General features: G+C 66.5%; 14 protein-coding genes. 1 reads left to right on the top strand and 13 read right to left on the bottom strand.

What is annotated here, in order from left to right; translation table 11 throughout:
• The 3 genes from P1K30_RS05145 to P1K30_RS05135 are packed head-to-tail and all read right to left on the bottom strand — an operon-like array spanning position 1 to position 2,488.
• Entirely contained in the window at positions 1-759 is a 759-nt protein-coding gene (locus P1K30_RS05145) for a LamB/YcsF family protein (RefSeq protein WP_275631624.1), read from the bottom strand.
• Positions 756-1,763, bottom strand: a complete 1,008-nt coding sequence (locus P1K30_RS05140; RefSeq protein ID WP_275631623.1) for a 5-oxoprolinase subunit C family protein — start codon at positions 1,761-1,763, stop codon at positions 756-758. The genes P1K30_RS05145 and P1K30_RS05140 overlap by 4 nt, the downstream gene beginning before the upstream one ends.
• On the bottom strand, positions 1,760-2,488 hold the full coding sequence (locus tag P1K30_RS05135; RefSeq protein WP_275631622.1) for a 5-oxoprolinase subunit B family protein: 729 nt from the start codon (positions 2,486-2,488) through the stop codon (positions 1,760-1,762). The genes P1K30_RS05140 and P1K30_RS05135 overlap by 4 nt, the downstream gene beginning before the upstream one ends.
• Positions 2,489-2,618: 130 nt before the next feature.
• Here P1K30_RS05135 and mtnA point away from each other — a divergent pair, with 130 nt between their 5' ends.
• Positions 2,619-3,701 (top strand): S-methyl-5-thioribose-1-phosphate isomerase, encoded by a 1,083-nt coding sequence (gene mtnA / locus P1K30_RS05130; RefSeq protein WP_275631621.1) that lies wholly within the window; start codon positions 2,619-2,621, stop codon positions 3,699-3,701.
• Positions 3,702-3,854: 153 nt separating this feature from the next.
• Here mtnA and P1K30_RS05125 read toward each other — a convergent pair whose 3' ends face one another.
• The 10 genes from P1K30_RS05125 to P1K30_RS05080 all read right to left on the bottom strand — a co-directional run bounded on the left by P1K30_RS05125 (position 3,855) and on the right by P1K30_RS05080 (position 14,287).
• Positions 3,855-4,367 carry an SRPBCC family protein gene (locus tag P1K30_RS05125; RefSeq protein ID WP_275631620.1) on the bottom strand — a complete coding sequence of 171 codons (513 nt, stop codon included), beginning with the start codon at positions 4,365-4,367 and terminating at the stop codon, positions 3,855-3,857.
• 69 nt (positions 4,368-4,436) lie between these two features.
• Positions 4,437-5,183, bottom strand: coding sequence for a sulfite exporter TauE/SafE family protein (locus tag P1K30_RS05120; protein ID WP_275631619.1), 747 nt, complete (start codon positions 5,181-5,183; stop codon positions 4,437-4,439).
• A gap of 77 nt (positions 5,184-5,260) precedes the next feature.
• Positions 5,261-5,881: an SOS response-associated peptidase gene (locus tag P1K30_RS05115; protein ID WP_275631618.1), complete on the bottom strand. Its 621-nt coding sequence runs from the start codon at positions 5,879-5,881 to the stop codon at positions 5,261-5,263.
• Positions 5,882-5,891: 10 nt separating this feature from the next.
• Positions 5,892-7,229 carry a dicarboxylate/amino acid:cation symporter gene (locus tag P1K30_RS05110; protein ID WP_275631617.1) on the bottom strand — a complete coding sequence of 446 codons (1,338 nt, stop codon included), beginning with the start codon at positions 7,227-7,229 and terminating at the stop codon, positions 5,892-5,894.
• A gap of 155 nt (positions 7,230-7,384) precedes the next feature.
• A complete protein-coding gene (locus tag P1K30_RS05105; protein ID WP_275631616.1) occupies positions 7,385-7,819 on the bottom strand; it encodes a PACE efflux transporter in 435 nt (144 codons plus the stop codon).
• Positions 7,820-7,840: 21 nt separating this feature from the next.
• Positions 7,841-8,893, bottom strand: a complete 1,053-nt coding sequence (locus P1K30_RS05100) for an ABC transporter ATP-binding protein (protein WP_275631615.1) — start codon at positions 8,891-8,893, stop codon at positions 7,841-7,843.
• Entirely contained in the window at positions 8,881-10,146 is a 1,266-nt protein-coding gene (locus tag P1K30_RS05095) for an MGH1-like glycoside hydrolase domain-containing protein (RefSeq protein WP_275631614.1), read from the bottom strand. The genes P1K30_RS05100 and P1K30_RS05095 overlap by 13 nt, the downstream gene beginning before the upstream one ends.
• Positions 10,147-10,314: 168 nt before the next feature.
• Entirely contained in the window at positions 10,315-11,532 is a 1,218-nt protein-coding gene (locus P1K30_RS05090) for a carbohydrate ABC transporter permease (RefSeq protein ID WP_275631613.1), read from the bottom strand.
• Positions 11,533-11,647: 115 nt separating this feature from the next.
• The gene (locus P1K30_RS05085; RefSeq protein WP_275631612.1) at positions 11,648-12,895 is read right to left on the bottom strand and encodes a sugar ABC transporter permease; all 1,248 of its coding nucleotides are present in this window, start codon (positions 12,893-12,895) and stop codon (positions 11,648-11,650) included.
• Between the two features lie 84 nt (positions 12,896-12,979).
• Positions 12,980-14,287 (bottom strand): ABC transporter substrate-binding protein, encoded by a 1,308-nt coding sequence (locus tag P1K30_RS05080; RefSeq protein ID WP_275631611.1) that lies wholly within the window; start codon positions 14,285-14,287, stop codon positions 12,980-12,982.
• Positions 14,288-14,426 lie beyond the last annotated feature (139 nt).

Here is a 14,426-nt window from a genome sequence, read left to right as displayed (position 1 = left end):
TCAGATCGGTCGCACCGCGATGCCCGCGTCTTCCAACGCACGGCGCACCGCCGTGCTCAGCGCGACGGCCTCGGCGTTGTCGCCGTGAACGCAGATGGTGTCGATCCGCGTCGGGATCTGCTTGCCGCTGTCGCACAGGATCGCGCCCGCCTTCACCATCTTCACGATCCGCTCTGCCCCAAAGGCGGCATCGTGGATCACGGCACCGGGCCGGGACCTGTCCACCAGCGTCGCGTCGTCGTTGTAGGCACGGTCGGCGAAGACCTCGGCGGCGAAGGCGCATCCCAGCTTTTCGGCGGCGCGCTGCTGGGCGGTCGCGGCGATCACCATGATGGTCAGGTCCGGATCGACGTCCAGCGCGGCCTCGTAACAGGCGCGGGCCATCGTCTCGTCCTCCGAGGTCATGTTCCCCAGCGCGCCGTGCAGTTTCAGGTGGCGGACCTTGCCGCCGACCGAAGCCGCCATCGCCCGCGCCGCACCAAGCTGGTAGCGCACCCAGTTTCCAAGAGTCTCGTTCGGAACCTGCATCCGGCGGCGGCCGAAGCCTTGCAGATCCATCAGCCCGGGATGCGCGCCGATGCCGACCCCGCTCTCGACCGCCAGCCGCATGACGCGCGCCATGTGATCCGGATCGCCCGCGTGGAAGCCGCAGGCGATGTTGGCCGAGCTGATGATCTTCAGCAGCGCGGCATCGTTGCCCATCGGCCAAGGGCCGAAGCTTTCGCCCATGTCGGCGTTCAGGTCGATGGCTAGGGTCATGTCTCGTCTCCGGCTGTGACACCTCCGATCAGCTGATAGCTCAGAAGATCCGGGATGTCGTGCGGGTTGCGGATGCGGGGCCGGGGCGCGCGCGGCAGCTTCGCCAGATGAGCGGCGTGGGCGCGATGGGCGGCCAGCGCCTGTTCGCGGGAAACAAAGGCGAACCGGATCGTTGCCCCGGGGCCGGCCTGCGCGATGCGGGGCAGATCGGCGGGGATCACGGTGGCGATGCGGGGATAGCCCCCCGTGGTCTGGCATTCTGACAGCAGCACGAACGGCGCGCCGTCGCCGGTTGCCTGTATGTCGCCGGGCACGATGATCTCGGACAGGATCACCAACTGGTCCTGCGCAGCGAACGGGTCGCCCTCGAACTGCATCTTGACGCCCATCCGGTTGCCGCGCGGATCGCGGGTGAACGGCGTGTCCTCGAACCGCTGCAGGTCGGCGGGCGCGAACCGGTCGGTCTGCATCGACGGAACCACCCGGACCGTCCCGCCCGAGACCCTGTCGGCCACGTCCAGCATCATCCCGGTTTCACCGCCACGGTCCTGTCCAAGCGGCAGCGTGTCCCCCTTGCGCAAGGCGGCGCCAAGACCGGCGGCAAGGTGGGTGGCGCGTGACCCCAGAACAGGCTCGGTCGCGATGCCGCCGCCGATATGCAGGTAGCCATAAGCGCCCTGCGTGACGCCGCCGAGGGCCAAGGTCTTGCCGGCCTCCAGCAGGTGACTGGCGTTCCATGCCAGGCGTTCGCCATCGACGGTCGCCTGCATCGGCGCCCCGGTCAGGGCGATGCGAAGATCGCGGTCCGCGCGGAACGTGCCGCCCATCGCCGCCATCTCGATCGCCGCCGTATCGGGGGGCTGGCTCAACAGCGCCGCCCCTTCGGCAAGCGCCAGCGGGTCGGCGGCACCGCCGCGCGACAGGCCGGTCGCAAGGTGGCCGGGCCGCCCCGCGTCCTGCACCGTGACGCCGGGACCGGCGCTAAGAACCGTCAGCTGGCTCATGCGATGGGCTCGGAGGTGGCGCCGATGCCGTCCCCGTCGGCCAGCCGCGCGATGGCGTCGGGCGTCGTCGGCTCGAACCGGATCTCGTCGCCGGGGGTCAGCGGGAAAGGCGTGTCGGTGCCGGGCCGGAAGGACTGGAACGCGGTCTGCCCGATATGCCGCCAGCCGGTGGGCGTGGTCCGGGCGAACACGATCAGCTGCCGGATCGCGGCAACCAGCGCGCCTTGCGGCACATTCGGGGACAGATCGCGCAGCCGGGGAATGTTCCAGTGCTCGGGTAACTCTCCGAGATAGGCCTGACCCGGCGCGAAGCCGATGGTCAGCACCCGGGTGCGGGCGGCGGCGATGTCCTCGGTTGCGGCGTCGGGGGACAGGCCCGCCGCGTCGGCGGCCTCGTCGAACTGCGGACCGCTGTCGCCGCCAAGCGCGACGGGAATGGTCCACAGCGTGCGCCCCTCGGGCAACGGTTCTGCCAGCCAGTCGCGACCGCTCAGCATCTCTTGCAGCCGGTCCTTCAGCGCGTCGTGGTCCAGTTCCAGCGGATCGAAACGGATGAAGGCCGACGCCAGCGACGTCGCAGTCTCGTGCACGCCGTCCCACCCGGCCTGATCGACCGCCGCGCGAAACGCCAGCGCGGCGCGGTTCGCAGGCTCGGACAGGCGGTCGGCGAAGGTGACAAGCATGCCCGACAGGCCGATGTCGCGGATCAGGGGGGACGTGGTCATGGCCGGAACGTCGCGCGCGACGCGGCCAAGTGCAATGGGGTACAGAACCACGGCGCCGCGTCTTTCCCCTTGAAGCGATGCCGACCACGCGAGACACTTGCCCCGACACCTGCAACCACAGGAGATCCGCATGAAGGTCGGCGACACCCACTACCGCTCCATCTGGTTCGAGAACGGCGAGGTCCGGATCATCGACCAGCGCTGGCTGCCGCACGAGTTCCGCATCGTTACGCTGGAAAGCCTTGACGATTTCGCGACGGCGATTCGCGATATGTGGGTCCGGGGGGCGCCGCTGATCGGGGCGACGGCCGCCTACGGCGTGGCCTGCGCGATGGCGCGCGACGCCTCGGACGGCAATCTGGCCGAAACCTGCGAAGCCCTGAACGCCACGCGTCCGACCGCGGTGAACCTGCGCTGGGCGCTCGAAACCATGCAGACGGCGCTGCGCCCGCTGCCGGTGGGTGACCGCGCGACGGCGGCCTTCGCGAAGGCGGCGGCGGTCTGCGACGAGGATGTCGAGACGAACCGCATGATCGGCGTCCACGGGCTGGAGCTGATCAAGGACATCGCCGCGAAAAAGGACGGGCCGGTCAACGTGCTGACCCACTGCAACGCGGGCTGGATCGCGACGGTCGACTGGGGCACCGCGACCTCGCCGATCTATCAGGCGCACGAGGCCGGCATCCCGGTGCATGTCTTCGTCGACGAAACCCGGCCCCGAAATCAGGGTGCGCTGCTGACCGCATGGGAACTGGGCGGCCACGGCGTCAGCCACGACCTGATCGTGGACAACGCCGGCGGACACCTGATGCAGCGGGGCGAGGTCGACCTTGTCATCGTCGGCACCGACCGCACGACCGCGCGCGGCGACGTCTGCAACAAGATCGGCACCTACCTGAAGGCGCTTGCGGCGCAAGACAACGGAGTACCGTTCTACGTTGCGCTGCCGTCTCCGACGATCGACTGGACGATCCAGGACGGGTTCGACATCCCGATCGAAGAACGCGGCGGCGCGGAAGTCACCCATGTTCAGGGCAAGCTGGCGGACGGAACGGTGACACAGGTGCAGATCTCGCCCGACACGACCGGCGCGCGCAACCCGGCCTTCGACGTCACACCCGCGCGATTGGTCAGCGGACTGATAACCGAACGCGGCATCGCCGCCGCATCGCCGGACGGGCTGGCGGGGCTGTTCCCGGACCGCGCGGCCTGATCACACCTGACGGAAGCGAGGGGCCAGCCCCTCGCGCTCCCCGAGGTATTTCAAAAGAGAAGAAGAGCGCGAAGGGGCTGCTTCTTCTCTTTGAAAATACCTCGGGGGAGCCGCGCCGAAGGCGGGGCGGGGGCAGAGCCCCCGGAACCGGCGTCAGCCTCTCAGGCGCGACAGCCAGCCTTTTTTCTTCTCTTCCTCCGGCGCGTCGTCCGGCACCGCTTCGGCGGTGCCTTCGATGGCGGTCTGGAAGCGTTCGAAGAACTGGTCGGCCATCTTCTTCGCGAAGCCGTCGATGATGCGGCTGCCCAGCTGGGCGAGTTTGCCGCCAACCTTCGCGTCGACCTCGTAGGACAGCAACGTGCCGGTCTCGGTCGGTGTCAGTTTCACGTCGGCTGCCCCCTTGGCGAACCCGGCGGGGCCGCCTTTGCCTTCGCCCACGAGGGTCAGGCTTTCCTGCTCGACCCGGTTCTCGACCGTGACCTGGCCCTTGAAGGTCGCCTTGACCGGGCCGACCTTCTGCACGACCGTCGCCTCGAACCCGTCGTCGGCGTTGCCGGACATCTCCTGGCAGCCGGGCACGCAGGCCTGCAGCACCTCGGGGTCGAGGATCGCGGCCCAGACTTCCTCTGGCGGGGCTGCGATCTCGCGTTCGGAACTCATTTGCATGGGGTGATCCTCCTGTATCTGGAGCGCGAGGATATACGGGCGTGCGGCAGTGGCAAGTGGGCGCGGTGATCAGAAGATCACGTCGGCGATCAGTTTCAGCGACAGCAGCAGCAGCGCGGTCTCGACGAAGGCGAAGAACAGTTTCTCGGGCAGTACGCGGGTCAGGCGATACCCCGACCACGCGCCGAACAGAGCCACCGGCGTCAGCCACAGGATCGCCGACAGGCTGTGCAGCGTGATCTGCCCGGCCATGACGTAGGGCGGCACCTTCATGAGGTTCACGCAGGCGAACAGGATCGTGGCGGTGCCCGCGAAGACCATCTTCGGCAGCTTCTGCGGCAGGGTATAGGCTTGGAACGGCGGGCCGCCCGCGTGCGAGATATAGCTGGTGAACCCCGCCAGCGCCCCCCAGAACAGGCCGCGCGGCACGTCGGCGGGCCGGGGCGGCATACTGGGGTTCAGCCGCCTGCGCATCTTGTCGGCAAGGTAGTATAGCCCGGTCAGCGCTACGGCGAGTTTCACCGCGTCGCCCGGCACCCATGCCACCGTTATGAACCCCAGTGCGATACCGATCCCGGCGGCGGGGATCAGGATCTTGAGGTTCCGGGCCGAGTACTCGCGCCGGTACAGCCAGACGCCGTAGATGTCCGAGATGATGTAGACCGGCAGCAGCAGCCCCGCGGCCGCCGCGGCGGGCATTTCGAAGGACAGGATCGGCACCGACAGCAGCGCGATGATCGGCAGGCCGCCCTTCGACATGCCGACGAAAAGCGATGCGATCGCGGCGAGGGTCCAGAATGTCGCGGTGAATTCCATGCCGGGATCATTGAACCGGCCGCAGGGGAAAGGAAAGCGGGATTGTCGGCGTTGCGGCGCCCGAGCCTTCGCAGACTCTAGGGCGCGGTCCAGTCGACGCCGGTCGCGGTTTCGACCAACAGGCTGCCATCCGGGTAGGGCCGCATCAGTGACGCGGCCGCCTCGGTGTCGTCGCCCAGCCAAATCGGGAACTGGTCGGGGTCCAGCAGGACGCCCATGCGGTCATGGATGTGCTTCACGTCGCCCGACGGCGGGCAGGTAACGGTCGCCACCTGCGGCAGCCGAACGCCGCCGGGCCCGTTCCAGACGTCGAAGATCGCCGCGAAGGCCAGCAGCCTCCCGTCGCGCCGGGCGATGCGCCACGCGGTCTTTTTCCGTTTCTCGCCGGTCCATTCGTACCAGCCGTTCGCGGGCACCAAAGCGCGTGTGACGCCGTCAAACGCGGATTTGGAGAACACCGTTTCCGACCGGGCGTTGACGATGGTCTCCATCACCGGCCGTCCCCGCGCGTTCACGCGGCCGACCGGGATCATGCCCCATCGCATCTGGGTCAGTGTGCGGTCGGGCGGGCACGTCAGGACCTGCTCGCCCGGGGCCATGTTGAACCGGGGCGGGTCGGGCGCGACCCCCGTGGCGTCGACGCCGAGGAAATCCGCGACCCCGGAAAGCGATGCGGTCAGGAACAGGCGACCCGGCACGGTTGCCGGGTCACTCGGCCGGCGCGTTCCGCGGGGGATGCGCCGCAGAGGCCAGCCGCGCCTCGGCGGCGGGGTCGATGTCCAGCTCGTGGTCGATGATCACGCCGGCGTCCGGGTCGCGGAACACGGCCATGTCCAGCTTGCCCTCGGACTTCGCGACGATGGTCGACACCACCGCGTCGCCGGTGATGTTCACCGCCGTGCGGATCATGTCCATCAGCCGGTCGACACCGAGGATCAGGGCGATGCCCTCGATCGGCAGGCCGACCTGTCCCAGCACCATCGTCAGCATCACCAGCCCCACGCCCGGCACGCCGGCCGTCCCGATGGACGCAAGGACCGCCATCGCAATCACCGTCAGGTAGCCGCCGACGCCAAGGTCGATGCCGTAGACGTTGGCAAGGAACACGGTGGCCACGCCCTGCATGATCGCGGTGCCGTCCATGTTGATCGTCGCGCCGAACGGCACGGTGAAGGACGCGACCGAGTTGTCGGCCCCGATCCGCTGCGTCACGCAGCGGAAGGTGACCGGGATCGTCGCGTTCGACGACGCGGTCGAGAAGGCGAAGATCTGCGCCGGGCGGATCTTGGTCATGAAGGTGAACGGGTTCAGGCCCGCCAGCACCTTCAGCATGATCATCAGCGTGACGAACAGGTGGAAGAACAGCGCCACCGTCAGCGTCCCGACATAGGCGAGCACCGGCACGAACAGCTCGATCCCCTGTTCGGTAAACGTCTTGGCGATCAGGCAGAACACGCCGTAGGGCGCGAAGGCCATCACGATGGACACCACCTTCATCATCAGCTCGTTCATGTATTCGCAGGCTTCGATGAAAGGTCTGGACCGGTCGCCCAGCATCAGCGCGGCGATCCCGACGATGATCACGTAGAAGATGATCTGCAGCATCTCGCCGCTGGCGAAGCTGGCAATCGGGTTGGTCGGAACGATGCCCGCGAACACCTGCCAGACGGTCGGCGCCTCGCGTCCGGTGACGCCCGAGGTGTCGACGCCGGTCATGTCGAACCCGTCGCCCGGCGCCACGATCAGCGCCATCAGGATCGCGATGGCGATCGCGACCGCTGTGGTGAAAAGGTACAGGCCGAAGGACTTGCCGCCGACGCGCCCGAGCACCCGGATGTCGCCGATCCCGGTCACGCCGCAGATCAGCGAGAAGATCACCAGCGGGACCACCAGCATCTTCAGGGCGTTGACGAACATCGTGCCGACCATCGCGAAGAAGCCGCCGACGATGTGCGTGTTGATGAAGTCCGAGTCGATGGCGTTGAATACGATGCCGACGATAAGCCCTGCCACCATGCCGATCATGACTTTGACAGTCAGGGACATTCCCTTGCCTCCCGAAGCGGGGCTGCTGTCGGACATCCTTCTCTCCATCACTTGCTAAGACGGGTTAATTCTGGCGCAACACTCGCGTTGGGCAAAGAACTTTTCGCCGCGAGGTTGTGGGGGCGCCGGTTTCGGCGCGAGATTGGGCGGCCGGGTCAGCCTTTCGGCGGCACCGGCGCGTTCGGGATCGGGAACACCGCGTCGTAGGCGATGTTGTACAGGAAGGTGTAGACTAGGAAGAAGCCCGCAAGGGCGATGTCCATCATCAACGCGACCCAGATCGTCACGCCAAGGTGCCATGCGATAAAGGGAACCAGCAGGGCCAGCAGCCCGGCCTCGAACAGCACCGCGTGCAGAATGCGGTGGCGCATCGCCTTCACGCTACTGCCCGTCGCGCGCAGCATCGCGCGGTCGAACAGCAGGTTGTAGACATAGTTCCACAGCATCGCGACCATGCTGCAGACAAGCGCGACGATGCCGAAGTCGAACACCGGCACGCCGAAAGCGATCGCGCCCAGCGGGGTCACGATCAGCAGCGCGAACACTTCAAGAAGCAGCGAGTGGCGGATGCGGTCGGCGGTGGTTCTCATACGGGCCCGGTATAGGGCCGGTCAGCGCCGGACCGCCAGCCCCTTGTCGTCGAAGAAGTGCAGACGATCCTCGCGGAATTTCAGGCCGATCTCCTGACCCGGCTCTGCTTCTTGCTCGCCGTGGCTGCGGATCGTCATCTGGCCAAGAGGGCCGGCATCGACGATCACGTAGCTGTCGGCGCCAAGGTATTCCAAGACGTCGACGCGCGCATCGACCTGTCCTTCGCCGGGGGCGCCGATGTCGATGTGTTCGGGGCGGATGCCAAGCTGAACAGCGCCGTGATCGCCGGTGTAGACCCCGCCACGCCCGCCTTCCAAGCCATAGCGGCCGTCCGACGTGGTGCAGGGCACGATGTTCATCGCCGGAGAGCCGATGAACTGCGCCACGAACAGGTTCGCGGGACGTTCGTACAGCTCTTTCGGAGTCCCCACCTGCGCGATGGTGCCGAATTCCAGCACAACGATCCGGTCGGCGAGGGTCATCGCCTCGACCTGATCGTGGGTGACGTAGATCATTGTCGCCTTCAGCGCCCGGTGCAGCTTGGCGATCTCGTACCGCATCTCGACCCGCAGGGCGGCGTCGAGGTTCGACAAAGGTTCGTCGAACAGGAACGCGGTCGGGTCGCGCACGATCGACCGGCCGATGGCGACGCGCTGTCGCTGGCCGCCGGACAGGGCCTTGGGTCTGCGGTCAAGGTAGGGTTCCAGCTTCAGGATCGCGGCGGCGTTGTTCACCTTGTCGTCGATCTCGGACTTCGGCGCGCCGGCAGTCTTCAACGAGAAGCCCATGTTGTCGCGGACCGACATGTGCGGGTACAGCGCATAGCTTTGGAACACCATCGACAGGCCGCGCTGGTGCGGCGGCTGGTCGGTGACGTCCTTGCCGTCCAGCAGCAGTTTCCCGCGCGACGTTTCTTCCAGACCGCCGATCATCCGCAGCAGGGTGGACTTGCCGCAGCCCGAGGGGCCGACGAAGACGATGAACTCGCCGTCGTGGATGTCCAGGTCGATGCCCTTGATGACCTGAAGGTCGCCGAACCATTTTTCGACGGATTGAAGGCTTATGCTGCCCATGGTGTTTTCCCCGTGTTGGGAGAGGCCCAAGCCAGCCAGACGGCGGCGGTCCAGGTAAAGTCGCGCCCGCCTGCGGGGGCGCCGTTCGTCGGGTCGAAATACTCGGCGAAGCCGTTCTTCGAGATCAGCGCGCGGGTGTTGTCCGTCAGCGCCTTTGCACGGTCGACATGGCCGGCCTCGCCCAAGCCGGTGGCGACCAGCATGTTCATCATCGCCCAGACCGGCCCGCGCCAGTACCGCTTGGGCTCGTAGGCCGGATGCGCCGGGTCGGTGGACGGGACATAGTATTTCGTCAGGCCCGCGATGCGGTCGAACTGCTCCAGCATCCGGTCGCCGCCGACGCCGGCATACCACGACAGGAACGAGGCGTTGGACACGACGCCGGTGTGCTTGCCGGCGCGGATGTCATAGCAGTCGTACGTCCCGGCCTCGGCGTTCCACAGCCGTTCCGAGCCGTCCTCCATCTCGGCGATCCAGCGGTCGATCTCGTCCACCGGCTCTTTGAACCGTTCGGCCATCGCCTTCAGGTCGCGAGTGGACCGCAGCAGGGTGAAGGTCATCGTGGGGTCGGCGACGCGGAACGGCGTGGTGTCCTTCAGCTGCGCCTCGTCCCAGCCGCACTCGGCGCCCAGCTTCACAAGGTACAGGTAACGGTCATAGTCGTAGCGACGCGGGCGTTCCTCTTCGACGACATGCGTCGTGTCGCGGCGATAGTATTGCTCGACGCCCTCGGGTTCGATCGCGGCGAACGGGCCATCCCAGTCGGGGCAATTGTCGCGCCCGGTTTCCCACGGGTGGGTGACGACGATGGCGCCGCCCTCGTTGCGCCACGTCATGAACCAGCGGTGCCAGTCCATCAGTGGTTTGAACAGGGCGCGGGCGCGCGGCTGGGCGCCAGGGTTCCGGTCTAGCAGCCAGCGCACGAAGGTGCCTGCGATGGGCGGCTGCGAGATGCCTGACGACGGGATCGGGCCGACGCCGCGCCAGACATCAGGGCCGGGGAAGTAGCCGGGGTCGACCTGATGGAACAGGATATGGGGCACCATCCCGTTGGACCACTGGCCCCGGAACAGCGTCTCGATCTCGGTCCACGCGCGGTCCATGTCATGCTCGGCAAAGCCGATGGCGGCGAACACGCTGTCCCAGTTCCACTGGTACGGGTACAGGTTTGCCGTCGGCACGGTATAGCCGCCACGGTCGTTCTTCGCGAGGATCGCGCGCGCCTCGCGGTCGCAGGTGGTGGCATCAGCCATTTGTTTCGGCTCCCAAAGCGTAAAGGCCATTTCCGGCGGGCGCAGGTCCATGAACCACGTCCCGCCCGGCGGCGACGCCGGGCAGCGCCGACCCGCCCCCCAGGGGCGGCGCTAGTGCGCCACCCCTCGGGTACGGCGCTGCCCTCATCGTGGGGAACGAACGGCAGCTCATCCTTTGACACTCCCCGCTGTCAGGCCCTTGGTCATGAACTTCTCAAGCCCGAGGAAAAGCACCATGATTGGCACCGTCGCGATCACCGCGCCCGCCATCAGGTGCTGGCGCGGGATCTCGGACGAGTTCAGCATCGCGACGCCGCGGGTCAGGGTGAACTTGGACGGATCGTCCAGCAGCATGAAGGCCAGCAGGAACTCGTTCCACGCGATCATGAACACGTAAAGCGACACCGAGGCCAGCGCAGGCAACGACAAGGGCAGGGTGATCTTCCAGATCACCTTCAGCCGGGTCAGCCCATCCATCAGCCCGGCTTCCTCGACCTCGGCGGGCAGGCCGCGGAAATAGCCCTGCAGCATGTACAGCGCCACGGGGATGGTCGTGACCGGGTAGATGATGACGATACCGAAGATGGTGTTCCGTAGGCCGGTCATCGAGAACACGATGTAGATCGGCAGGGCCAGCACGATCATCGGCACCATGTAGATCAGCAGGATCGACCGCGAGAAGGCCGTCCGCCCGGCGAAGCGCAGCCGCGCCACCGCGTAGGCGCCGGGAACCGAGAACAGCAGCGTGATCGCCACGGTCAGGCAGGACACGTAGAACGAAGTCCACAGGTAGCTGCCGAAGTTGAACTGGCTGAACAGCTCGACATAGCTTGAAAACAGGTCCAAGCCCTTCGACAGGTCCAGCGAGAAGTCGAGCGGGTTCTGCACCAGTTGCTGCTGGTTCTTCAGGCTGGTCATGACCATCACGTAGAACGGGATGGCGACGAGCGCGGTGAAAAGGATATAGCCGGTGCCGGTCAGGAACCGGATCACGGCCGCCTCGAATATGTGCCGGTTCAGCGCGCCGGCGGGCATGGCGCCGAGGATGCGCGTCATCGACCAGCCGAAAGCGAAGCCCAGCACGGCGTTGGTCGCGATCAGCAGCGCGGGGGACGTATCGCCGGTACTTATGATCGGGCCAAGGCCAACGGCCGCCAGAAGGCCGAACAGCACGGTCGTCGCGATCTGAACCACCAAGGGGCGGTCGCCGAGCATCACGCAACCCAGCCCCGTCACCACCCCAAGCACCGCGATGAACAGCAGCGCGGGCCGGATCTCTGCCCCCGCGCCGAAGGCCACGGCCACGGCGAAGGCCGAGGCGAGAATGAACAGCCAGAGAAGGCCGATGACGAGACCGGTCAGCCAGCCGTGCCGCAGCGCGCTCATCGGTCGGCCCCCGGCATGGCGGGGTGCAGGGGGGGCTCTGCCCCCGTCACGCTGACGCGTGACTCCCCCGAGGTATTTGCAAAGAGAAGAAGCGGGCGCGCGGTTTGCATGGTCATTACAGGCCCTCTTCGCGGCTGACGTATTTCAGGAAGAAGATCGAGAACACCAGCAACACGCAGAAGATCACCACCGCGACGGCGGCGCCCGCGCCGATGTTCGAGACCGCGAAGGCCTGTTCGTAGACATTCACCGTCAGGGTGCGGGTTCCGGCGTTGCCCCCGGTCAGCAGGAAGATGTCGTCGAACTTGTTGAAGGTCCAGATGAAGCGCAGCAGGAACAGTACCGACAGGATGCCCAGAAGCTGCGGCAGCGACAGGTACCAGAACTGCTGGAACGGCGAGGCGCCGTCCATGTCGGCGGCCTCGTACATATCCGTATCGATCGACTGCATCCGGGCGAGGATGAACAGGAACGACAGCGGGAAGTAGCGCCAGATCTCGAACACGGTGACCATGATCAGGGCCAGCGGGCGCTGTCCGAAGAAGTTGATCGGGCTGTCGACCACGCCCATCTGAACCAGCAGCGCGTTCGCAGATCCCGAGAACGGGTCGAACAGCGTCACCCAGGTGAAGGCGACCGCGATGACCGGCGCCACGTAGGGAAACAGGTACAGGCCGCGCAGGATGCCTTGGCCGCGGAACTCTTTGTTCAGCAGCATGGCGGCGAACAGCCCGACCACCAGCGCGCCCACGGTGCCGAAGACGGTATAGAAAATGGTGGCCCAGAGCACGGTGATGAACTCGTCGCCGCTGAAGATGCGCGAGAAGTTGTCCAGCGTGAATTCCGCGTTTGTCAGGATGTTGTCGGCGCGCCCGGTGATGCCGGGGGCCGTGTCTTCGACGTCGGCGCCGCTGTCGAGATAGGCCGCCTCGACGGTGACCGGGATCTCGATGGTTTCGCGCTGGCCGCCTTCGAGGTCGCCGAAGTCGCAGAACAGGTCGCGACCGTCGAGGCTGCAGCGCGGGTCGATGTCGCCCGTGATGGTCAGCCCGTCTGGCAGGGTGTCGGACAGGGTGACGCCGAGGATCGGCTTGTCCTGTGACGAGTTGCGCAGGCGGTATTGAAGTTCGCCGTCGTCCCCCGGTGCCTCGGGCCGGCCGCGCAGCGATTCACGCACCACGGGTGCGGGCGGGCGCAGGTCGGCAAGGCCGATGGGTTTGAAGCTGATCCAGAAGATCGACAGCAGCGGCAGGATCACCACCAGCGACACCGATATAATCGTGGGCAGCAGCAGGCCCCAGGCCAGCCGTGCCTCTCGGCGGGCAAGGGGGCCGCGGCCCGTTGGGGGGGTGGCTGTGGTCATGCGTCCTGTCCGGTCTGTCGGGGAATGCCCCCTTGTCTGCCCCTCCCCCCGTCGGGGGAAGGGGCGTGCGGGTCTTGCGACCTGTTATTCGATGGCGGACAGTTCCGCGTTCATCGCCTCGACCGCCGCCGCAGCGTCGATCTCGCCGTCGATGTACTGACGCACGACGCGGTTGATCGCGCCCGAGTTGATGATCTTCGAGGCCAGCGCCAGCTGTCCTTCTTCGACGCCCCAGCGTTGCGCCACGTCGAGGCCGCCGACGACCTCGTCGATCATCTCTTGCGCATAGACGTCACCCATCGGCGCCTTGCGGTCGACACCCATCGGCAGCGTGGCCCACGCGTCGATGAACTCGGTCGGGTTCTCGGCGGTGCCGTTGCGGACCGGGAATTTGCCCTCGGGCGCGATCGACAGAGTCGAGGTATAGCCGTCGCCCATCGAGTACTCGACGAACTGCATCGCCTCGTCGATGTTGGCGTCCACCGTGATGCCGAAATAGCGGATGTCGGCCCAAGCCGCGCCGTCCGGGTTCGACGGGCCGGCGAAGTTGGTCACGATGCCGGTTTTCGACGCCAGTTCGGGCGAGGTCGGGTCGTCGGTGATGGTCGGCGGCGCGCTGTCGCGCAGACCGGCGAGTTCATCGAGGATGAACGGCGACCAGATGATCATCGCGGCCTGCCCGGCGAAGTAGAGCGTGCGCGACTGGTCCCAGTACAGCTCGCCCGGGGGCGAGGCTTCGGCGATGGCCTTGTAGAATTCCAGAACCTCGGTGGTCTTCGCTTCGTCGAAGCCGGCGAACCCGTCCGGGCCGACCGGCGTGGCGCCGTTGGCGAGGAAGACGTGCTCCAGCACCTGGCTCATGAAGTTCTCGTCCACCTTGGTCGCCGCTACGAAGCCGAACATCTCGGGCGGGTTGTGCAGAGCTTCGACCGCCGCAAGCACGTTGGCATAGGTGCTGGGCGCTTCCAGACCGGCCTCGTCGAACAGGTCCTTGCGGTAGATGATCATCTGCGTCCAGCCGTCCACGGGAACGCTGGCCCAGCCTTCGTCCACCGAGGCCATGCCCAGCGCACCGGGGGCGAAGGTGTCTTCGCCCAGCGCCTCGATCACCTCGGTCGCGGCGTCGGAATCAAGAATGCCGGCTTCGTACCACGGCAGGGCGTACTGCAGCGTGTGATAGATCACGTCGGGCAGATCGCCTGCGGCGAAGGCGGCTGTCGTGCGGGTGCCAAGGTCGCTTTCCGTCACTGGAATGACCTCGACCGCGATGCCGGTCTCTTCCTCGAAGGCGGTGGCCATTTCCTGTTGAAGGGCAAGGCGTTCGGGCTGTTCCTCGGTGGTCCAGAACCGGATGTCGGCAAGTCCCGCGGTCGCGGTCAGCGCAAGGGCCATCGCCCCGCCGAGCATATAACGCGCCCGTTTAGAATGTCCGAAATGCATATGAAGGTCTCCCTATTGGTACGTCGTCCGTAGCGTCTGTGCGAGAGGCCATCCCGTGCCCGTGCAACAGGGCAGGGCAAATACTCACGCA

The organism is Psychromarinibacter halotolerans, from assembly GCF_029168315.1.
GTDB lineage: Bacteria > Pseudomonadota > Alphaproteobacteria > Rhodobacterales > Rhodobacteraceae > Psychromarinibacter > Psychromarinibacter halotolerans.
The sequence above is the reverse complement of the archived record's forward strand: the minus strand, read 5'-3'. Positions and strand labels throughout refer to the sequence as shown.

Excerpts from the sequence above, each read along its gene's own strand:
- P1K30_RS05110 (WP_275631617.1), bottom strand. The coding sequence starts at position 7,229 with ATGTCCCTGACTGTCAAAGTCATGATCGGCATGGTGGCAGGGCTTATC.
- P1K30_RS05095 (WP_275631614.1), bottom strand. The coding sequence starts at position 10,146 with ATGGCTGATGCCACCACCTGCGACCGCGAGGCGCGCGCGATCCTCGCG.
- P1K30_RS05085 (WP_275631612.1), bottom strand. The coding sequence starts at position 12,895 with ATGACCACAGCCACCCCCCCAACGGGCCGCGGCCCCCTTGCCCGCCGA.
- P1K30_RS05125 (WP_275631620.1), bottom strand. The coding sequence starts at position 4,367 with ATGCAAATGAGTTCCGAACGCGAGATCGCAGCCCCGCCAGAGGAAGTC.
- P1K30_RS05090 (WP_275631613.1), bottom strand. The coding sequence starts at position 11,532 with ATGAGCGCGCTGCGGCACGGCTGGCTGACCGGTCTCGTCATCGGCCTT.
- P1K30_RS05100 (WP_275631615.1), bottom strand. The coding sequence starts at position 8,893 with ATGGGCAGCATAAGCCTTCAATCCGTCGAAAAATGGTTCGGCGACCTT.
- P1K30_RS05135 (WP_275631622.1), bottom strand. The coding sequence starts at position 2,488 with ATGACCACGTCCCCCCTGATCCGCGACATCGGCCTGTCGGGCATGCTT.
- P1K30_RS05120 (WP_275631619.1), bottom strand. The coding sequence starts at position 5,183 with ATGGAATTCACCGCGACATTCTGGACCCTCGCCGCGATCGCATCGCTT.
- P1K30_RS05080 (WP_275631611.1), bottom strand. The coding sequence starts at position 14,287 with ATGGCCCTTGCGCTGACCGCGACCGCGGGACTTGCCGACATCCGGTTC.
- mtnA (WP_275631621.1), top strand. The coding sequence starts at position 2,619 with ATGAAGGTCGGCGACACCCACTACCGCTCCATCTGGTTCGAGAACGGC.
- P1K30_RS05145 (WP_275631624.1), bottom strand. The coding sequence starts at position 759 with ATGACCCTAGCCATCGACCTGAACGCCGACATGGGCGAAAGCTTCGGC.
- P1K30_RS05140 (WP_275631623.1), bottom strand. The coding sequence starts at position 1,763 with ATGAGCCAGCTGACGGTTCTTAGCGCCGGTCCCGGCGTCACGGTGCAG.
- P1K30_RS05105 (WP_275631616.1), bottom strand. The coding sequence starts at position 7,819 with ATGAGAACCACCGCCGACCGCATCCGCCACTCGCTGCTTCTTGAAGTG.